19 protein-coding genes are annotated in these 19,724 nt (G+C 74.4%); 9 read left to right on the top strand and 10 right to left on the bottom strand.

Going from position 1 to position 19,724, the window contains the following annotated elements:
- Positions 1–11: 11 nt before the first annotated feature.
- The 5 genes from ACZ4SF_RS34365 to ACZ4SF_RS34345 all read right to left on the bottom strand — a co-directional run bounded on the left by ACZ4SF_RS34365 (position 12) and on the right by ACZ4SF_RS34345 (position 3,799).
- Entirely contained in the window at positions 12–791 is a 780-nt protein-coding gene (locus tag ACZ4SF_RS34365; RefSeq protein WP_468392337.1) for a polysaccharide deacetylase family protein, read from the bottom strand.
- 29 nt (positions 792–820) lie between these two features.
- Positions 821–1,747, bottom strand: coding sequence for a DMT family transporter (locus ACZ4SF_RS34360; RefSeq protein WP_468392336.1), 927 nt, complete (start codon positions 1,745–1,747; stop codon positions 821–823).
- Positions 1,748–1,753: 6 nt separating this feature from the next.
- A complete protein-coding gene (locus ACZ4SF_RS34355) occupies positions 1,754–2,608 on the bottom strand; it encodes an SDR family NAD(P)-dependent oxidoreductase (protein ID WP_468392334.1) in 855 nt (284 codons plus the stop codon).
- Between the two features lie 314 nt (positions 2,609–2,922).
- A complete protein-coding gene (locus tag ACZ4SF_RS34350; RefSeq protein WP_468392332.1) occupies positions 2,923–3,450 on the bottom strand; it encodes an SRPBCC family protein in 528 nt (175 codons plus the stop codon).
- 28 nt (positions 3,451–3,478) lie between these two features.
- Positions 3,479–3,799 (bottom strand): ArsR/SmtB family transcription factor, encoded by a 321-nt coding sequence (locus tag ACZ4SF_RS34345; protein WP_468392330.1) that lies wholly within the window; start codon positions 3,797–3,799, stop codon positions 3,479–3,481.
- Between the two features lie 173 nt (positions 3,800–3,972).
- Between ACZ4SF_RS34345 and ACZ4SF_RS34340 the strand changes: the two genes are divergently transcribed.
- The 4 genes from ACZ4SF_RS34340 (at position 3,973) to ACZ4SF_RS34325 (ending at position 6,615) form a co-directional block, all read left to right on the top strand.
- Positions 3,973–4,149 (top strand): hypothetical protein, encoded by a 177-nt coding sequence (locus ACZ4SF_RS34340; protein ID WP_468392328.1) that lies wholly within the window; start codon positions 3,973–3,975, stop codon positions 4,147–4,149.
- 359 nt (positions 4,150–4,508) lie between these two features.
- Positions 4,509–5,522: an iron-containing redox enzyme family protein gene (locus ACZ4SF_RS34335; RefSeq protein WP_468392326.1), complete on the top strand. Its 1,014-nt coding sequence runs from the start codon at positions 4,509–4,511 to the stop codon at positions 5,520–5,522.
- 45 nt (positions 5,523–5,567) lie between these two features.
- The gene (locus tag ACZ4SF_RS34330; RefSeq protein ID WP_468392405.1) at positions 5,568–6,197 is read left to right on the top strand and encodes a HemK2/MTQ2 family protein methyltransferase; all 630 of its coding nucleotides are present in this window, start codon (positions 5,568–5,570) and stop codon (positions 6,195–6,197) included.
- A 253-nt stretch (positions 6,198–6,450) separates the two neighbouring features.
- Positions 6,451–6,615: a CDGSH iron-sulfur domain-containing protein gene (locus tag ACZ4SF_RS34325; protein WP_468392403.1), complete on the top strand. Its 165-nt coding sequence runs from the start codon at positions 6,451–6,453 to the stop codon at positions 6,613–6,615.
- Between the two features lie 210 nt (positions 6,616–6,825).
- On the opposite strand, the gene ACZ4SF_RS34320 is transcribed toward ACZ4SF_RS34325, so the two are convergent.
- Entirely contained in the window at positions 6,826–7,260 is a 435-nt protein-coding gene (locus ACZ4SF_RS34320) for a protease inhibitor (protein WP_468392324.1), read from the bottom strand.
- A 595-nt stretch (positions 7,261–7,855) separates the two neighbouring features.
- Here ACZ4SF_RS34320 and ACZ4SF_RS34315 point away from each other — a divergent pair.
- Positions 7,856–9,025, top strand: a complete 1,170-nt coding sequence (locus ACZ4SF_RS34315) for a lactate 2-monooxygenase (RefSeq protein WP_468392322.1) — start codon at positions 7,856–7,858, stop codon at positions 9,023–9,025.
- A gap of 348 nt (positions 9,026–9,373) precedes the next feature.
- Here the strand turns inward: ACZ4SF_RS34315 and ACZ4SF_RS34310 are convergent, their stop codons facing one another.
- From ACZ4SF_RS34310 to ACZ4SF_RS34300, 3 genes are all read right to left on the bottom strand, one after another.
- Positions 9,374–11,086 (bottom strand): RICIN domain-containing protein, encoded by a 1,713-nt coding sequence (locus ACZ4SF_RS34310; RefSeq protein ID WP_468392321.1) that lies wholly within the window; start codon positions 11,084–11,086, stop codon positions 9,374–9,376.
- Between the two features lie 439 nt (positions 11,087–11,525).
- On the bottom strand, positions 11,526–11,903 hold the full coding sequence (locus ACZ4SF_RS34305; protein ID WP_468392319.1) for a toxin Doc: 378 nt from the start codon (positions 11,901–11,903) through the stop codon (positions 11,526–11,528).
- Between the two features lie 3 nt (positions 11,904–11,906).
- Positions 11,907–12,146, bottom strand: a complete 240-nt coding sequence (locus tag ACZ4SF_RS34300) for a hypothetical protein (protein WP_468392317.1) — start codon at positions 12,144–12,146, stop codon at positions 11,907–11,909.
- A 638-nt stretch (positions 12,147–12,784) separates the two neighbouring features.
- Between ACZ4SF_RS34300 and ACZ4SF_RS34295 the strand changes: the two genes are divergently transcribed.
- A complete protein-coding gene (locus ACZ4SF_RS34295) occupies positions 12,785–15,166 on the top strand; it encodes a SpoIIE family protein phosphatase (protein ID WP_468392315.1) in 2,382 nt (793 codons plus the stop codon).
- Between the two features lie 240 nt (positions 15,167–15,406).
- Here the strand turns inward: ACZ4SF_RS34295 and ACZ4SF_RS34290 are convergent, their stop codons facing one another.
- A complete protein-coding gene (locus ACZ4SF_RS34290; RefSeq protein WP_468392313.1) occupies positions 15,407–15,955 on the bottom strand; it encodes an RNA polymerase sigma factor in 549 nt (182 codons plus the stop codon).
- A gap of 47 nt (positions 15,956–16,002) precedes the next feature.
- Between ACZ4SF_RS34290 and ACZ4SF_RS34285 the strand changes: the two genes are divergently transcribed.
- The 3 genes from ACZ4SF_RS34285 to ACZ4SF_RS34275 all read left to right on the top strand — a co-directional run bounded on the left by ACZ4SF_RS34285 (position 16,003) and on the right by ACZ4SF_RS34275 (position 19,679).
- On the top strand, positions 16,003–17,394 hold the full coding sequence (locus ACZ4SF_RS34285) for a serine/threonine-protein kinase (protein ID WP_468392311.1): 1,392 nt from the start codon (positions 16,003–16,005) through the stop codon (positions 17,392–17,394).
- A 161-nt stretch (positions 17,395–17,555) separates the two neighbouring features.
- Positions 17,556–18,245 carry a DUF4232 domain-containing protein gene (locus tag ACZ4SF_RS34280; RefSeq protein ID WP_468392401.1) on the top strand — a complete coding sequence of 230 codons (690 nt, stop codon included), beginning with the start codon at positions 17,556–17,558 and terminating at the stop codon, positions 18,243–18,245.
- Positions 18,246–18,437: 192 nt separating this feature from the next.
- On the top strand, positions 18,438–19,679 hold the full coding sequence (locus ACZ4SF_RS34275) for a polysaccharide deacetylase family protein (protein ID WP_468392309.1): 1,242 nt from the start codon (positions 18,438–18,440) through the stop codon (positions 19,677–19,679).
- Positions 19,680–19,724 lie beyond the last annotated feature (45 nt).

Below are 19,724 nucleotides of genomic sequence, written 5' to 3'. Positions count from 1 at the left end.
CTCCCTCCCCGTCACTCGGCAGGCTCCCCCGCCGGCACGGCGGTACGGTCCACAGCCGGTCCCGGACCGTGCTCGCACAGTGGTCCCACCGAGAGGCCCGCCTCCCGGCACCCCCCGACGAGGGCCGGGAGCGCGCCCAGCGCCGCGTGCCAGCAGCCGGGGGCCGAGTGGCGGTCGGAGTCGTGGAGCAGGACGGTGCCGCCGCCGCGGAGGTCCGCCGCGACGCGGGCCTGCACGGACGCCGGGGTGGCGGCGGCCGTCCAGTCCTCGCCCCACGCCGACCACAGCACCGTCCGCAGCCCCGCACGCCGGGCGGCCCGCCAGCGTCCGGAGGTGAGGATGCCGTACGGCGGCCGGTACCACAGCGGACGCCGGCCGGTGACGGCCTGCACCGCGCGGACGGTCCGGGCGACGTCCTCGGTGTCCCGGGCGCACGAGGGGAACCAGGGCCGCGTGTGGGTCCAGCCGTGCACCCCCAGCTCGTGCCCGCGCCGTACCGTTTCCGCGGCCACCCCCGGGTGGCGCACCAGGTGCTCGCCGAGCACGAAGAAGGTCGCCCGCACCCCGAGCCCGTCCAGCGCGTCGAGGAAACGCGGGGTCGACACCGGGTCCGGTCCGTCGTCGAAGGTGAGCGCGATGTGCCGGTGGTGGCCGGTGCCCGCGAGCCCCGGGCACAGCAGCAGTCGTACGGCCGGAAGCCAGGTCGCCGCCGGGCCGATGTGGACCGCGGCGACGCCGGCCGGCAGCAGGACGGCCGCGGTCCACCAGGGACGTCCGGACACGGGGGACATTCGGTGACCTCCCTCCTCGGCGCAGCGGGTCAGGGCCTGCGGGGCTCGTGCAGCCGCTCACCGTCCTGACGCGGCGGGTGCTCCGGCGCGGACGTGTCCCACTCCCCGGCGACGGCCTGGGCGTGGGCCAGGCCGATGCTGCCCCCGCCGATCAGGGCGGCGCCGATCGCCTCGGGTATCAGACGCAGCCCGAGGTGGATCGTCTCGGCGAACAGGACCCAGCCGAGTACGACGCTGGTGAGCGCGTCACCGAGGGTGAGGGTGGGCTGCGAGGCCGTCAGCGAACCGGCCGCGAACGCGCCCTGCAGCAGCAGGAACGCGATGAGCCCGGCGCCGCCGGTGGCGTACAGCGACCAGTGCGCGAACATCGCCCCGGGACCGTCCGAGAGCCACCCCACGGCCTCCTTGAGCAGTGCCGCGGTGGCGGCGAAGGACACCGCCGAGGCGAGGCCGAGCAGGGCCGCCCTGGGCGCGCCCTTCACCGGGCGGGAGGCGGCCACCAGCAGGACGACGGCACCGAGCGCTCCGCCACCGCCCAGCAGCCAGGCCCTCGGTGGTGCGGACGGCCGGCCGGGTGATGGCGCGGCTGCCAGGAGGAACAGCGCCAGACCGAAGGCGAGCGCGAGGAACGCCAGCCAGGTCCGGCGGTCCGGCCGACGCCGGAAGACGACACTGCCCACGGCCAGCGTGAAGAGGAGTTCGGCGGCGAGCAGCGGCTGGACGAGGGACAGGCTGCCCACGGCCAGCGCCCCGGCCTGGAGCACGCTGGACAACGCCAGCAGCCCGGCCCCCGCCAGCCAGTACGGGCGCCGCAGCAGATGCGCGAACCGGCGCAGGGCGGGCCCCGCCCCGGTGCCCTCGCCCGGCTCCTGCACGGCGGCCCGACGCTGGAGCACCGAGGCGGACGCGTTGGACAGGGCCGCGAGCAGGGCGAGCAGCACCGTGACGGTGACCACGGCGGCTCACCCGTAGCGGGCGGCGAGCCGCCGGTAGAGCCCGGGGGCGGCGCCGCGCACCCGGGCGGGCAGGCGCAGCCAGCCGGGGACGTACACCTCGTCCCTGTCGTGCAGGACGGCGGACCAGACGGCCTCCGCCACGCGTTCGGGCGCCACCGGCCGCGGCCAGCAGCGGGTGTACGGGGTGCCGCGCCGTTCGAAGAAGGGGGTCGCGACCACACCGGGGATCACATGGCTGACTCCCACGCCGGAGGAGCGCAGTTCGTAGCGCAGCGCGTCGGCGAAGGTGGCCACGGCTGCCTTGGCCGCGGAGTAGACGGCCTCCCCGCGCACGGCCACGCTGCCGGCGAGGGAGCCGATGAGCACGATGCGTCCCGTTCCGGCCTCGACCATGTGAGGCAGCACGGTGCGCACCAGGTGCACGGTGGCCAGCACGTCGACGCCGACGACCTCGTCGATGCGGGCGTGCGGCATGCGGGTGAAATCTCCGGCCCAGCCCACGCCGGCGTCCGCCACCAGCAGGTCCAGCCGTCCGAGGTGGTCCAGGGCGAGGCCGGCCAGCCTGCGCTCGGCGCCGGGCCGGGTCAGGTCCAGCGGAAGGGCCACGGCACCGGCCTGGGCGGCCACCTGCTCCAGACGGGTGACGTCGCGTCCGTTCAGCGCGAGTCGCCAGCCGTCCTCGGCGGCGAGCCGGCGGGCCACTGCGGCGCCGATACCGGAGGAAGCTCCGGTCACCAGGGCGGTGCCGCCCCGGCCCGGGCGTCTCCCGGCGGGCCGGTCGGCGGGGGCCGCCTCGGGGAGGGAGGTCGCGACCGGCCCGGTGCGGTCCGAGGGTCCTGCGGGGGACGGGGAGTGGGACATGGTGGCGACCTCACTGCGACGGTGTGCACGGGCTCGCGGACTCCGGGGCCGAACTCTCGCGGTGTATCCAGGGCGCCACACACTGAAACACCGCGCACGGCGGAGCGCCCCGGGGCTGGTGTCGCACGGGAGCCGGGTCGCCCGATGGAGCCACCGGCGCCGACCGCCCCGTGCGCGTGACCGGCACCGGAGGTTCGAAAACACGCCGACCGACCCGAGCGAACGCCGGCTCAGTCCAGACCCGGCAGGGGAGCGAGCGCGTGGCCGGCACGGGAGGCCCGAGGGCACGCCGACCGATCCGAGCGAACGCCGGCTCAGTCCAGACCCGGCACGGGAGCGCCCGAGGGCACGCCGGCGCCGATGTAGCCGTCGTAGAACTCCTTCCAGGGCGCGCTCGCCCCGGCGTGCGGGCCGTCGGAGCGCTCGCCGCGCGCCGCGGCGTCGAGGGCGGCGAGGCACACCTCCCAGCCGGCGCCGTTGCGGGCGGCGGTGTCGGCGGCCGCGAGGACGTCGGTGAGCGTGAACCGTGTGCGTCCCGCGCCGACGGCCTCCAGGTCGAAGTGGAGTTCGTCGTCGCCCCAGGCGAAGGAGAGGTGCCGGGGCGGGTCGACGGCGAGGACACGGCCGGTGGACTCGGGCATGTTCGGGTCGCCGGTGAAGCGGATGGCGCCGCCGGGGCGCAGGTCCATCTCGGCACGGGAGGGGAACCAGGCGGCGAGTTCGTCGGGGTCGGTGACGAAACGCCATACCCGGTCGACGGGGTGGTCGTAGGTGCGGCTGAAGCGGACGGCGGGGCGGCCGTCGGCGAGGGTCAGATAGCTGCCGGTGAGGTCGACGGACATGGTGCCGGCTCCTTCGCGACGGGAGGGTTCAGGTGTCGTCCGACGTCTCGTCGAGGCGGCGGCCGAGGGCGTCCAGGCTGCTGTTCCACAGCCTGCGGTAGGGCTCCAGCCAAGCATCGAGCGCGGCGATCGGCGCCGGGTCGAGGGCGTGGACGCGGCGCTGTGCGTCCTGGCTGACCCGGACGAGGCCCGCCTCCCGCAGCACCTTGAGGTGCTTGGAGGTGCTCGGCTGGCTCAGCCCGCAGGCCTCGGCGATCTCCCCGACGGGCCGGGGACGCTCCAGCAGGAGCGCGACGATGGCCCGCCGGTGCGGGTCGGCGAGGGCGGTCCAGAGCGAGGCGTCGGACATTGCCCCACTATGCCTCGCAAGTTATATGCCGGTCAAGGAATGTAACCGGCCGCCCCCCCCCACGAGGAGACGCCCCCTCACCCTGCCCGGGCGACGCTTGAGACGGCGACGCTTGGGACGGCGCCGTCGGGTAACTCGCACCGGAGATCACCGCGACGACGGAGGGAGACGCCATGCCCGGCGGGAACGACCACGACCGCGAGGAGCGGCCGCAGACGGCTGTGGAGGAGGTGCTCCGGGAGGTCGAGGAAGCCGAGAAACGGGACGACAAGCACAAGACCGCCCCGGGCGAGGCCGGAGATGCGATCACCCCGAACACCGGAGCGCAGGAACAGGCCGACGGCGAGTGAGGACGGCACACCGCGGGCGGGGACTGCTCCGCCGGCACCCGGGCCACTCCGTACCGGCCGACGGCCCCGGCCCGGCTCGTGCAGTGCGCCCGGTGCCGGCCGCGTTCGGCGCCGGAGAGGTCCGATGACCACTCCGGCGTGCAGCCGATCACCAGGGGGGTGTCGTTCGGCAGTCGTTCGGATCAGGTCGGAGCAGGCCGCGGCGTCCGGTGCGGTGCATCGCGAGACGGAGGACCTCCCGCGTACCGGACTCGGGTGATCCGACAACCCGGCCAGGTGCCGTGCCGGGCGTCGCGGGCCCGGGCTGGATCCGGACGACACCCCCTGGTGCTTCGCTGCCGGCCGGGTACCCGCGCTGCATGAACCACCACGCGCGAGGACCCCAGCTCCCCCCGCCCCGCGGCCCCCTCTCCGCCGCGGTCACCGCGTACCTGCGCGGCACGGGCCCGCTCCCCCGCCCGGCCGACGCCGAGGCGGCGGACCCCTACGGCGACGACGTCCAGCTCGCCCTGTACCTCTGCTACGAGCTGCACTACCGCGGCTTCGCCGGCGTCCCGCCGGAGACCGAGTGGGACCCGGAGGTGCTGCGCGTCCGGGCCGCCCTGGAGCAGCGCTTCCTGTGCGCACTGCGCGCCGACAGCCCGCGGCACGACAGCCTGGACGACGCGCTCGCCGCCCTCCTGGTCGAGCCCGCCGAGGGCTCGGGAGTCACCCACTTCCTGTGCGCGGAGGGCGAGTTGTGGCACCTGCGCGAGTACGCCGCCCAACGCTCCCTGTACCACCTGAAGGAGGCCGACCCGCACGCCTGGGTACTACCGCGACTGTGGGGCCGGGCCAAGGCGGCGATGGCGGCGGTGGAGTACGACGAGTTCGGCGGCGGCCGGGCGGACCGGGTGCACGCACGCCTGTTCGCCGACCTGATGACGGACCTCGGCCTGGACACCGCGTACGGCCGCTACCTGGACGCGGCCCCCGCCGAGATGCTGGCCGTGGTCAACCTGATGTCCCTGCTCGGCCTGCACCGCCGGCTGCGGGGCGCGCTGGTGGGCCACTTCGCCGACGTGGAGATCACCTCCTCGCCCGGATCCCGCCGGCTCGCCGAGGCGATGCGCCGCACCGGGGCCGGTCCGGCCGCCGAGTTCTTCTACGACGAGCACGTGGAGGCGGACGCGGTGCACGAGCAGGTCGTCCGGCACGAGGTGATCGGCGGACTGCTCGACGAGGAGCCGGAACTGGCGGCGGACGTCGCCTTCGGGATCGACGCGACCGAGTACCTGGAAGACCGGCTGGCCCGGCGGCTGCTCACCCACTGGCGCGCGGAACGGTCGTCCCTGCGGGCCCCGCTGGAACACCAGATGTCACATACATCCTGAGCCCCGGGGTACCCGCGCGGCGTGATCGCTTGGTTGCTTCCGGGCGTGTACGCCCCGCAGGACGACACGCAGCTGCTGGCCGAGGTCCTCCGCGAGGAGGCCCTGCGGCCGGGCACCCGTGTGCTGGACGTCGGTACCGGAAGCGGCGCGCTCGCCCTCGAGGCGGCCCGGCGCGGCACCGATGTGACCGCGGTGGACGTGTCCCGGCGCGCCGTGTGGACGGCCCGGCTCAACGCCTGGCTGGCCCGGCTGCCCGTGCGCATCCTGCGCGGCAACCTCTTCGCACCCGCCCGGGGCCGGACGTACGACATCATCGTGGCCAACCCGCCCTACGTGCCGGCGCCCGACGCCCGGCGCGGACCGCGCGGCCGGTCCCTGGCCTGGGACGCGGGGCTCGACGGGCGGCTGCTGCTGGACCGCATCTGCCGCGACGCGCCGGCGCTGTTGCGCCCCGCGGGAGTGCTGCTGATCGTGCACTCCGCACTGAGCGACCCCGAGCGCACCCTGGAACTGCTGCGGGAGGCGGGACTGAAGGCCGCGGTGGTCCGGCGCCGCTGGATCGCCTTCGGCCCGGTGCTGCGCTCCCGGGAGGACTGGCTGCGCCGGCGCGGGCTGCTGGCCCCGGCCGAGAACAGGGAAGAGCTGGTGGTCATCCGTGCCGAACGACCCTGCTGACTCCACGCGGAACGATCCTGCGAAGTCCCCGCGAAACGCTCCTGCCGACTCCCGGCCGAACGGCTCTGCCGACTCCCGGACGAACGACCCTGCCGACTCCCAGGCGAACGAGTTTGCCGGCTCCCAGCCGAACGACCCTGCCGACTGCCCGCGGAACGGTCCTGCCGACTGCCCGTGGAACGATCCCGCGGTCCCCGAGCCGAGCGAACCTGCCGACTCCGCGCGCCACGACCCGGCCGGCCGGGCCCGCCGGATCACCGTGCAACGGCGCGGGCCCCTCCTGGTGGAAGGGCCCGTGGAGATCGAACTCGAGGACGGAACCACGGTGTTCTCGGACCGGTTCCGTGTCGCTCTGTGTATCTGCCGGCGCAGTCGCCGCTACCCCTGGTGCGACACGAGTCACCGGCACCGGGGCTGAACCCCCGGTCTAAACCTGTTGTTTTTCGCCGCTCCCCGGAAGGCCCCCCACGGACCTGTCCGGGGAGCGGCTCTGTGCCCGAGGCCGGCGGGCGGCCCCACTCCGCCCGCCTGCCCCGGTTCGAGATCGCAGGTTCCCCGCCCCAGGGGGCCGCACTCCCCAGTTGCGGGCCTGATCCGGCGTGCACGGGGATCCGTGCGATCCCGGTCCTTAGAACGCGAACAGGGTGCCGCCGACGGCGTCCCTCATGCACGCGTTGCCGAAGGTGCGCTCGTAGGAGACGCGCTTGCCCTGCCAGACACCCTGCACGGTGACGACGACGGGGTCGTACACCTTGGTGCACATGACGTCGCCCGCGGGCTTCAGGGCGTCGAAGTCGCCGCCCACGCCGCGCAGCTCGGCGCAGGCCTGGGCCGCGGCCGGGTGGGTGCCGGTGGCAGTGGGGGCGCAGGTCAGGGTGACGGCGCGCTCCGGGGTTGCCGTGGCCGCGTCGTTGCCGTGGCCGGTGGTGAGCACCAAGGCCGAGGGCGCGTACAGGGACGACGGGGCGGCGCCCGGTGCAGCGACGGCGGCCCCGAGGAGGGGTCCGCAAACGGCGGCGGCCGTGAGGCCGATGGCCGCTGCCCAGCGCGCGGTGTTCCGCATTGTGTGCATCCTTCCGCTCGAACAGACAGATCGCCGACTCCGGTCCGGTCGGGCGCCGGAGCGGCGAGCGCCACTCTGCCGAGTCCACCGGCGAAACTCACATCGAACCCATGGGTTTCAGTAACCTTTCGTGTTGAATCAGTGGCGTGAAGTCACGGAAGTCGAACGCCGTGACCCTGGAACAGAGCGGTTCCACCGACTTGGAAGCGGTCAGATGGCTGAAAATCAGCTGTTCGTTAATCGTCCTGAAACATTCCGAGTCCGCCCCCGGTAAGTCCCTTCATGACTCCTTGTGTTCACTAAGTGATCACGTGGAGCGGATGCGTTGGCCGGTGCGGGCCCCTCCCGCCGCGCACCTCTCCCGCTGTCGGCCTGGAGCATGACACGCCGCCGAACGGTGACTGCACCGGCGCCACCACCAGCCCGCCACCGGCACCGACGCCGGTTGACACACAGACGACGCCGATCGGCGCGCGGCGGACGCGGGTTGACGTACGGCGGACGCGGGTGATCGCGATTCCCCCTGCTCCCGCGCCCGACATACCGATCGGTATCGTCGGGCGGGCACACGGCCGACGACTGCCGGGAGGGGCGGATGGCGCAGCACTGGGCGGACTTCCAGTACGAGATCTATCTGAACGGGACGACGGGTGCCGTGCCCCGGCTGCCGACCGACCTGACCCGGCTCGAGGAGCTGGCCGGACACCGGCTCGGCCCGGGCCCCACGGGTTATGTGGCGGGCAGCGCGGGCGACGGCAGCACCGCCCGCGCCAACCGGGCGGCCTTCGCCCGGCGCCGTATCGTGCCGCGCATGCTGCGGGACGTGCACGAGCGGGACCTCACGACCGAGGTGCTCGGGCGGACCGTGCCGGCCCCGCTCGCCCTGGCGCCCGTCGGCGTACTGTCGATCATGCATCCGGACGCCGAGACCGCCGCCGCCCGGGCCGCCGCGGGGCAGGGCGTGCCGTACATCCTGTCGTCGGCGTCCAGCACGCCGATGGAGCAGGTGGCGGAGGCGATGGGCGACGCCGAGCGATGGTTCCAGCTCTACTGGGGCAAGGACCGCGACGTGACCCGGAGTTTCCTCGCCCGGGCCAGGGAGGCCGGGTACACGGCGCTGTTCGTCACGCTGGACACGCCGATACTGGGCTGGCGGCCCCGCGACCTGGACCAGGCGTATCTGCCGTTCCTGCACGGCGTGGGCACGGCCAACTACTTCACCGACCCGGCGTTCCGGGCCGGCCTCGCCAGGCCGGTGCACGAGGACCCGAACGCGGCGGTGCTGCACTTCCTCGGCCTGTTCGGGGATCCCGGTCACACCTGGCCGGACCTGGCCTTCCTGCGCGAGCACTGGGACGGGCCGATCGTCCTGAAGGGCGTGCTGCACCCGGACGACGCCCGACTCGCCGCGGACGCCGGGATGGACGGCGTGGTGGTCTCCAACCACGGCGGACGGCAGGTGGCCGGCGCGGTCGCGGCGGCCGACGCGCTGCCCGGGGTCGTGGACGCGGTCGGCGACCGGCTGACGGTGCTCTTCGACAGCGGGGTGCGCACCGGCGACGACGTGTTCAAGGCCCTCGCCCTCGGCGCGCGGGCGGTCCTGCTGGGCCGGCCGTACGTCTACGGACTCGGCCTGGACGGGCAGGCGGGCGTGGAGCACGTCATCCGGTGCGTGCTGGCCGAACTGGACCTGACGCTCGCCCTGGCCGGGCACACCGGCCCCGGCACGGTCACACCGGCGGACCTGGTCGAGACCCCGGCCTGACCCGCCCGTCCGCCGCCGGCTGCGCCCGCCAGGCCACTGGCTTACACCCCGCACAGCCTCTGACCGCGCCTCCACGCCGGTCCCTGGGGCGCCCCCCCCGACCCCTGGGCGCGCCCCTCCGACCCCTGGGCGCACTCCTCCGGTCCCTGGGCGCACTCCTCCGGTCCCTGGGCGCACTCCTCCGGTCCCTGGGCGCGCCCCTCCGGTCCCCGGGCGCGCCGCCCGCCGACTCCTGGCTGCGCCCCGCACGGCCCCTGGCTGCGCCCCGCACGCCGGCCTCTGACTGCGCCCCGCCCGCTGGCCTCTGGGGGCCCCGCCCGCCGGTCCCCGGGCGCGCCCCTCCGGTCCCTAGGCTCGCCCCTCCATCAGGGGCGCCGGACGGGCCGGCGGGTCCTGCGTGCCGGCGATGGACAGCGAGCCGGGACTCGCCGTGGGCGTGTCGGCCGTGGGCGTGTCGGTGCTCCAGCGCCGGCCGGCGGAGCCGTCCCGGACCTTGACCACGAGGTCGGCGCCGGCCTGGTCGCCGGCATCGGCACCGGCCAGGGCGAGCGTACGGTCCCAGTGGGGCAGCAACTCGCCCCGCGTGGTGAGGTCGTAGCGCACGTCGTCGCCCCGCTCGGAGCCGGCGGCCGCGCACGTCCCGAGGATGACCACGCCGGCGTCGGCGTGCGAGTCCAGGCACAGCCCGGGGCCGGCCGCGCTGCGCAGCAGCCCGTCGGCGTCGAGGCTCCACTGCTGCGTGACCGTGGTGGAGCAGACGGCGAGGACGGCGGCGGCGCCGGCCTCGGGCGTGCCCTTGACGTCCAGGCACAGGTCACCGGCGGCGTTGCGCAGCCGGACGGGCCGGCCGGCTGCGGGCAGGCCCGCGGAGCCGGGAGTGGTGGCGGACGGGGACCGGCCGTCGGAGCCGGGGACCGCGCTGGTGGAGGCGACCGGGCCGGTGCCGTCGCCGCCGTCCGGCCATGCGCTGACCGCGAGGACCGTGGCGAGCAGCCCGGCCGATGCCACACCGACGCCGGTCAGCAGCGTGCTGGACGACCAGCCGGTACCCGGTGCCCGGCGCACGGACGCCCCGAAGGGGAACCGATCCTGCCGCTCGTCCCGGGCCTCGTCGGCGCGGCGGCGTCCGGCGGGCGCCGCGCTCCGGCCGAAGAGCCCGGGTCTGCCGCCGCCGCGCCGGCGCCCGCCGGAACGACGGGAGCCGCCACGGGTGCGGGCCGGGCCGGAGCGGCGGCCGGGGCGGGATTCGAGGTAGCGGCGGGCGCCCCAGCCGAGTACGGACTCGGCGAGCAGCACGCCCAGGGCGGCGTCGGCGTGTCCCAGTTGTTCAGCGGCGTGCCGGCAATAGGAACAGCCCGACACGTGCTCCTGGACGTCCGGCAGCAGCGTGCCGCCCCGGCGGATCGGGACGTCCAGCAGGCGGTTGTAGTAACGGCATTCCTTGCCGGGCGCGAGTTCCCGGTGGGCCCGCGCCAGACCCTCCCGGAATTTGTCCCGGGCCTGTTGGAGTGCGGCCGCCGCGTTCTCGATGTCCAGACCGAGCAGCCCGGCGGGGACGCCTATCGGCTCGGCCTCGACCTCGGTGTGCCACAGCAGGGCCTGTTCCAGCCGCGGAAGGCCGTGGAACGAGCGGTCGGAGAGCGAGCGGTTCTCCGGTACGAGGTTCTGCGCGGTGCGCATTCCGCGGCCCCCGCCGGGTTTCCCGAGGCCCGGCAGTACGGCGGTGATCCGGTCGGTGCCGGACCAGTTGACGACCGTGTCCCGCACGGCCACCAGCAGGCGCGGGCGCAGCGCCTCGGCCGGTTCGCCGAGCGCCAGCCGTCCGAGGACCTGGTGGAAGGCGGTGGCGGTGACCATGTGGGCGAGCGGACCGGGCGCGGCCAGGCAGATGACCGCGTACTCCTGGGCCGGCTCCCAGTGCCGGGCCATCAGCAGGGCGGCGGACCGGGAGGCCTCCGCGTCGGAGCCGGCGCGCAGCGGGCCGGCGAGCGACTCGTCGGATTCTCCGGGATCGCCGCCGGGCGGCGGATAGGGAGGCCGAGGAGGGTGGGGGGTGGGCACTGAGCGGGTTCCTTTGGTGCGTGGTGCGTTGGTGCGTGTCTCTCGCGTTCACGCGCGGAGGGAGCGGAAATGCACCGCGTTTCAAACCCTTGCACAACTTCCACACGAGCAACAAGGCGCGCGCAAGACATCAGCCACTTTGAAAGAAAGTCAGAACTGGGTTGCATGACACGGCAGTTGGGAAGCCACAACTGTTTCTTCGTGCGCCCCGTGTGAAGCGTGCGCCCGCAGCCGCCGGACGCGCACGCTCCCGGAGCGTGCGGCCCGGTGGTGGACTGTGAGCCGGCCCTTCTCGGAAGGCCCCGCGCGGGACGGCGGCACTCCCGCGCGAGACCGGCCGCCGGCCCCGTTCCCTCCGCCCTCGGCCGGCGGCCCCGGCGGCTTCCCCCGCCGGCCCGGGGGCACCCGCCCGGAGCGGGGCCGGCCGGCCGACGCCGCGTCAGATCTGCCAGGAACGGAGCCGGTCGGCGGCGCCGTACACGTCGGTCTTGCCGGAGATCAGGTCGCGGGTGAGGTCGACGAGGGCGCCGTAGGGCGGGTCGATGCCGACGCCGCTGACGAACATGTAGGCCACGGCCGTCGCACAGGCGAACCGGGCGTTGGCCGCGGGCAGCGGCTTGAGCACGGCGAGGGTGTGCAGCAGCGCGGCGGCGCGCCAGGCGGCGTCGGAGTCCACGCCGAACCGGGGCGGGTCCACCCGGTGCCGGGCGACGGCGGCGACCAGCGCCGAGAAGTCGTCCACGGCCGGCTGGTCGGGCAACACTTCCTCGTGCCGCTGGAGCAGCCAGGGGACGTCGATGTGAAGGACGGAGGGCATCGCTCAGGCGGCCTCGCCCTTGGCGGGGGGCTCGTCGTCGGGGAAGGCCGTGGCGAACTCCTCGGCATGGGCGGCGAAGAAGTTCCGGAAGGCTTCCGCGCCCTCCTGCAGGGCCCGGTGCCGGGCGATGTCGGCCGCGGCGGCCTCGCGGACGAGGGCCTTCATCGACGTACCGCGTTCCTTGGCGATCTGCCGCAGGTCCTCGAGTTCCCGCTCGCTGAACTCCACGTTGAGAGCTGGCATGCCCCTCACGGTACCGCGAGGGTACTCGTGCGTAAATACGCACAGGTGGGGAGGCGTTGCCCCTGGTACCGGCGAGAGCCCGAACCGGCCGCCCGGCTGGGCGTGCCCCGCTCGGAGGTCCGCTCGGCGGGCCGGACACCCGGCGCGAACCCGGTGCTGCTGGTCCGCCTCCGTCACCGGGTGATCGGCGCGGACGGCCGACGTCGCAGAGATGTCCATGAGCGCTCCCGCCGCGCGTGCGGCCGCGGCTACAGCTACAGCGACGGCTGCGGCTGCGGCTGCGGCTGCGGCTGCGGCTGCGGCTGCGGCTGCGGCTGCGGCTGCGGCCGGAACGGATCTGCGCGTGACCGTCACGGGCGACTCCCCTCGTCAGGGCCCTCATCGGGACCGGACGTGCTCGCAAGTGATCGTGGCCCGTCGATCCTGACGTCCTGCCACACGCGATCGTTACAGGTCCGTCACCGTGCGGCTGCGGTCGGCCGGTCATCGGCCGGTTCTCCCCTCCGACCACACAGTCGGCCGTGTTCGGCCGGTCGGCCGGCTGCGGCGGGCGGCGTCCGCGGGAGTCCGCGAAGCACTACTCTGGAACACGCGTGAAATCACCTGTTCACTGTGAGTGTGCGCTTGGAGCGGCGACGATGAGCCGGGTCTATCCGTTCGACGACGCGGCGACGGCCCGGGCTGTCATCGACGACGACGGAACACTGGTCGAGTGGAACGAAGGCGCGCGGCGCCTGCTCGGCCACCCGGCCGACGCCGTCCTGGGCCGCCCTGCCACCGAGCTGCTGGCCGGCCCCGGCACCCTCGCCGCGCCGAGGGGCGCCCGCTGGGCGGGAACGGTCGGACTGCGCCACCGGGACGGCCGTACCGTCTCCGTGTGGCTGCTCGCCCACCGCCGCCCGCCGTGCGACGGACACCCGGGCGGCTGGACCGTGGTCACCCCGCTCACCGGCGCCGAACCGCCCGTCGGGGACGATCCGCTCGACGAGGCGGCCCTGATCCAGTCACCCTGCGCGGTCGCCGTGTACGACCACGCGCTGCGGCTGCGCCGGATGAACGACGCGATGGCCTCCGTCGTCGGCCTGTCCGAGGAGCGGGTACGAGGGCTGCGGCCCTCGGAGATCGGTGCCGAGCCGCAGAGCGACGAGCTGGAGCAGCACATGCTCCAGGTGCTGACCTCGGGCCGGCCGCTGGACCTGCAGACCTTCATGCGCACCGGCGGCGAGGACCGGGCCCACGCCTGGCTCGCCCGGATGGCACCCGTCAGGGACGCGCAGGGCCGGGTGCGGGGCGTGTGCCTGGCCGCGCACGACGTCACCGACAGCCACCGGGCCCGCCAGCGGCTGCAGCTCGTGAACGAGGCGAGCGTGCGCATCGGGACCACGCTCGACGTCCTGCGGACGGCGCAGGAACTGGCGGAGATGTGCGTCCCCGCGCTCGCCGACTTCGTCACGGTGGACCTGCTGGACCCCGAGGACTACGGCGGTGAGCCCCCGGCCCGCATCACGGCGCCGGTCACCCTGCGCCGGGCCGCCCACGAGTCGGTCCTCGGCGGGGTGCCGGAGGCGGTCATGAAGCCCGGGCAGACCGAGGTGTACCCGGCCGGCTCCCCGCAGGCCGACTCGCTCACCGCGGGGCACGCGATCATCGCCTCGGTGGCCGCGGGCGACCTGGACCCGTGGCTGACCTGGAACACCGTGCGCGGCGAACGGGTGCGCACCTTCGGCATCCACTCCTCGATGTCCGTGCCGGTCCAGGCCCGCGGTCTCACCCTGGGCGTGGCGGTCTTCACCCGGCACCGGCGCCCGGACGGGTTCACCGCCGACGACAGGCTGCTGGCCGAGGAGATCACCACGCGGGCCGCCGTCTGCATCGACAACGCCCGCCGCTACTCGCGCGAGCGGGAGACCGCCCTCGCGCTCCAGCGCAGCCTGCTGCCGCGCCGGTTGCCGCGCACGGCCGCGCTGGAGGCGTCCTCCCGGTATCTGCCGGCCGCGCGGGCCGGGGTGGGCGGGGACTGGTTCGATGTGATCCCGCTGTCCGGACTGCGGGTCGCGATGGTCGTCGGGGACGTCGTCGGGCACGGCATCCAGGCCTCGGCCACCATGGGCCGGCTGCGCACGGCCGTACGCACCCTCGCCGACATCGACCTGGCCCCGGACGAGCTGCTGACCCACCTGAACGACCTGGTGATCCGGCTGTCGGAGGAGTCCGGCGGCGAGGGCAGCCCCGGCGAGGTCGGCGCGACCTGCCTGTACGCCGTCTACGACCCGGTGTCGCGGCGCTGCTGCGTGGCCCGCGCCGGGCATCCGCCGCCCGTGCTGCTACGGCCGGACGGCGGGCCGGAGCTGCTGGACCTGCCCGCCGGCCCGCCGCTGGGCATGGGCGGGCTGCCGTTCGAGTCGGCCGAGGTCGAACTGCCCGAAGGCACCGTCCTCGCCCTGTACACGGACGGTCTGATGCTGTCCCGGGACGGGGACGGGGACGCCGGCCGTGAGCTGCTGTTCGAGGCTCTCGGGCGGGACTCGGACCCCCTGGACGAGACCTGTGACCGCATCCTGCACGCGCTGCTGCCGGCCGGCAGCGCCGCCGACGACGTGGCGCTGCTGCTCGCCCGCACCCAGGGGCTGCCGGCCTCGGCGGTGGCGACGTGGGACATTCCGGCCGATCCGGCACTGGTCGCGCCGGTCCGCAAACAGGTCGTGGAGCAGCTGGCCACCTGGGGGATGAGCGAGGCTTCGTTCACGGCGGAGCTGGTGGTCAGCGAGCTGGTCACCAACGCCATCCGGTACGGCTCGCACCCGATCCGGCTCCGGCTGATCCATGACGCGTCCACGCTGATCTGCGAGGTCTCCGACACCAGCCACACGGCCCCGCACCTGCGCCGGGCCAAGACCTTCGACGAGGGCGGCCGGGGCCTGCTGCTGGTCGCCCAGCTCACCCAGCGGTGGGGCAGCCGGCACATCCCGGAGGGCAAGACGATCTGGGCGGAGCTGCCACTGTACGAGGAGGACCTGTAGGACCTGCGGGGGGCGACCGAGGGGCCCACCGCCGGAGGCGACCGACGGGCCCCGCCGCGGGAGGAACGGCCGACGGCCCCCGCCTCCGACGGGACGGCCCACGGGCCCTGCCGCCGACGGGGCTGAGGGCACGGCCGACCGGCCTACGGGGTCGACGAGGCCACAAGATCGACCAGGCCGAGGGACCGAGCCGGGCCGAGGAAACCGGGGCGGGCCGTCCGTCGATGGGTGCGTGTTCGTTCAGGAGGCCGTCAGCCAGGGGCGTACCTGCTTGCGGGCCTCGTGCAGCCGTGACTTGAGGGTGCCGAGCGGGATGCCGAGGCGCTCGGCGATCTCCGCGTACTCCAGCTGGCAGATGTCCCGGTAGACCAGCGGCGCGACCAGGTGCGGATGCTCCCGTTCCAGACGGTCCAGGGCCTCCAGCAGGTCCACCCGGGAGCCGGCGATGACGCTGGTGGTGCGCGGGTCGACGGCGTACGCGGGCTCGATGGCGGCGGGCTGCTCGGCGGCCCGCCGCTTCAGCTCGCGGTACTTCTGCCGGCAGCAGTTGGCGACCACGGTGTACAGCCAGGTGCCGAAGCGGCTGCGCCCCTCGAACGCGGCGATGTGCCTGGCCACCTGGAACAGCACGTCCTGGGCGGCCTCCTCGGCGTCCTCCCGGCACGGCAGGAAGCGCCCGCACCGGCGCACGACCTCGGGCCGGAGCTCGGACAGCAGCCGGTCCAGGGCCGCGCCGTCGCCCGCGGCGGCACGCCGGGCGAGGTCCTCCGTCAGCGCGTGGTCCTGCACGGAAGGGTCCCCCTCGGAGTCGATATCAGGGCAGGCATGATAGTCGTATGCACCCCCTGGAGCGGATCGGCCGCCACCGCCTGGAACGGCCGCTGGGCAGCGGCGCCTTCGCCACGGTGTGGCTGGCCCACGACCCGGAGCTGCAAGCCCCGGTGGCGGTGAAGGTGCTCGCCGAGAACTGGGCGCACCGGCTCGACATCAGGGAGCGCTTCCTGTCCGAGGCACGGCTGCTGCGCCGGGCCGGTTCCGGCCGGCTGGTGCAGGTCTACGACATCGGGGAACTCCCTGACGGCAGACCCTACTTCGTGATGGAGTACGCCGACGGCGGCACCCTCGCCGATCTGCTGGCCGGCGGTCCGCTGCCGGTGCGGGACGCGCTGGCGCTGACGGCCGAGGCCGCGCGCGGTGCGGCGGCGCTGCACGAGGCGGGCGTCGTGCACCGCGACATCAAGCCGACCAACGTGCTGCTGCACACCGCCCCGGACGGTACCCGGCGGTTGCTGCTGGCCGACCTGGGCCTCGCCAAGAGCCTCGCGCAGGCCTCGGTGCTCACCCTCGCCGCGGGCTCGGCGGGCTACCAGCCGCCGGAGCAGGCCGAGCCGGGCGAGGGCATCGACGAGCGGGCCGACGTCTACAGCCTGGGCGCCGTCGGCTACGAACTGCTCACCGGGACCGTGCCGGGGCCGCCGGGGAAGGTCGTACCGCCCGGGCGGCTGCGGCCGGAGCTGGACGAGGACGTGGCGCGAGCGGTGCTGCGCGCGCTGGAGCCGGACCGGGAGCGTCGCTGGCCGAGCGCGGCGGCGTTCGCGCGGGAGCTGGACCGGCTGGCGGCGGGTCCCTCGGCGCGGACGGCGCGACGGCTGGACGGCGTCCGCGGCCGGCTCAACGCCGTGACCCTCGTGGTGGCCGCGCTCCTCGCCGCCACCGCCGCCGCGGTCACGGTGACCTCGGTGCTGCACCACGGCGGCAGCGCGGACGACGAGACGCGGGTCACCGACGCCACCGGGCGGGTGACCCTCCGGGTGCCCGCGGGCTGGGGCCGCGAACTGCGCGCCTCCGGCTGGGACCCGCACGCGCTCCGGCTGAGGTCCGGTCATGAGCCGGGGCTGGTGGTGGCCGACGACCTGTCCCGGTGGCCCGATCTGAAGGCCGCCGTGGACGGGGTGTTCGTCGGGGTCAGCGCGCACGGTGACGTCACCGCGAAGGTGAAGGGGCTCGCGCACTCCGGCTGCCACTACTCCGGCTCCCGGACGTTCACCGACGCGGACCTGCGCGGGCTGGTCCGGGCCTGGGACGACTGCCCGGACGGCGGTTCGGTCACCGAGTCGGCGCTGGTCCCGGCGGGCGGCCCGGCACAGCCGCAGGTGTACGTGCAGGTGCGCCAGCGGGGTGACGGTGACGCGACCGACAGGATTCTCCGCTCCCTGCGGGTGACCTGAGACGCCTGCCGGCAGTCGAGCCGGGGAAGAGAACGGGGAGAAGACGCCGGTGCGTCCCGAACTTTTCCGGCGACCCGTGCATCGGAGTGTGAGAACGGCGCATCCGGCGCCGACGGCATGCGTCCGACGCCTGCCGGAATGAACCTGGAGTGGTGAACGACATGGTGTACACCCCCCGGTCCGCGCGGCACGGGGCCCTGCTCGTGGGCACGGTCGCCGTGCTGGGCCTCCTGACCGCCTGCGGCAACAGCCCCGACGGGCGGAGCAACCCCCCGGCCACGGTCTCCGGCACGGCCGGGCCCGCGCAGGAGGGTTCGAAGAGCCCGGCGTCCGCCAGGGCCTCCTCCCCCGCCGGCGCCGCCTCGTCGTCCACGCCGCAGGCGACCGTGTCCTCGGGCGGAGCGACGAGCGCGACCAGCACGGCCGCGGCGAGTTCCCGCTGCCGCACCTCGCAACTGCGCGCCTCCGTGGGCCGCAACGACCCGGGCGCCGGCCAGGAGAACTTCCCGGTGGTGCTCACCAACAAGTCCGCCCGGACCTGCACCCTGCACGGCTATCCCGGCGCGGCCTTCGTCGACGCATCCGGTTCCCAGCTCGGCCCCGACCCCGAGCGTGAGCCCGGTTCCCCGGTCACCGTCACGCTCAAGCCCGGGCAGAGCGCCTGGTCCGGGCTGACCTTCTCCAACCCGGGGATCAGCGGGGCGAAGACGGCCACGCCGGCCGCGCTGCTGGTCACCCCGCCGGACGAGCACGACCCGCTGAAGGCGGCCTGGTCCGGTGGGGAGGTGCCCGTCTCCGGGAACTCCTCGACGGTCCGTCTGACGGTGCTCGGTCCCGGCACCGCTCCCTGACCCGGCCCTCTGCGCACGAACCCCGCTGTCACCCCCGAGGCAGCGGGGTTCGTCATGACGGCGCCACAACTGTCACGGAACGGCAACAGGCGCCACCTGCCCCGATCTTTACGCCGCCCCCCGCCATCGAACCCGGTCGACCGCACCGAGAACAGGCCCCACGAGGGCCACGACCAGGAAACCGGGGACACGATGAGCGGGATCACACGCAGGCGGGTACTGACGGCGGGGGCGACGGCGGGCGCCCTCGGGGCACTGGCCGCCTGCTCGTCGGGCACCGGCCTCTCGGTCGGCGGCTCCGCACCGGCGGACGGCAAGGACACCACACAGGCCCGCCCGGTGAAGCCCATCGGCGACGGCTCCACCGCCGACACCGGCGCCCAGCCGCACCAGCCGAAGCCGGCCCGGCTGCAACCGGGCCGGCGGCCCCCGCAGTTCGTGGTGTTCTCCTGGGACGGCGCGGGCGAGGTGAGCAACAAGCTGTTCTCCCGGTTCCGCAAGGTGGCAGCCGACCACGGCGCCGGGATGACGTTCTTCCTCAGCGGCATCTACACGCTGCCCGAGTCCAAGAAGCACCTGTACCGTCCGCCGCAGCACCCGGTCGGCGCCTCCGCGATCGGCTACCTCGCCGACCGGCACATCCACGCAACCCTCCAGCAGGTTCGGGCGGCCTGGCTGGAGGGTCATGAGATCGGCACCCACTTCAACGGGCACTTCTGCGGCGCGGGCGGCGTTCGCAACTGGTCCCCGGCCGAATGGCGCAGCGAGATCGAGCAGGCGGTGGACTTCGTCACCAAGTGGAAGACCAACACCGGCTTCACCGACCTCGAGCCGCTCCCCTTCGACTACCGCAAGGAGCTGATCGGCGGGCGCGCCCCGTGCCTGGAGGGCCAGGCCAGCCTGCTGCCCACCGCCGCCGCGCTCGGCTGGAAGTACGACGCCAGCTCACCGGGCGGTCTGCAGATCTGGCCGGGCAAGGTGCAGGGCGGCAGACTGTGGGACTTCCCGCTGCAGTCCATACCGTTCTCCGGGCACTCCTTCCAGGTGCTCTCGATGGACTACAACATGATGTTCAACCAGTCCGGCGGCAACCCGCTCGGCGACCGCGCCCAGTACGGCACCTGGCGCGCACAGGCCCGCGACACCTACCTGGCCGGTTTCCGGCGGGCGTACGAGACCAACCGCGCGCCCCTGTTCATCGGCAACCACTTCGAGCGCTGGAACGGCGGCATCTACATGGACGCCGTCGAGGAGGCGATCGGGGAGATGGCCGCGCACGAGGACGTGCGGTTCGTGTCCTTCAAGCAGCTGGTGGCCTGGCTGGAGGCACAGGACCCGGCGGTGCTGCGCAAGCTGCGCACGCTCTCGCCGGGCCAGTCCCCCACGGGCGGATGGGCGGAGTTCCTGGGCGCGGCGGGCAGCCCGTCGTCGTAACCCGTTCGAGGTCGTCTGTTTTCATGGGCGGGCGCACCGTGACCG

This window comes from Streptomyces sp. NPDC027663, assembly GCF_055566415.1.
Note: the sequence above shows the minus strand (reverse complement) of the source record. Positions and strands in the feature narration are given on the sequence as shown.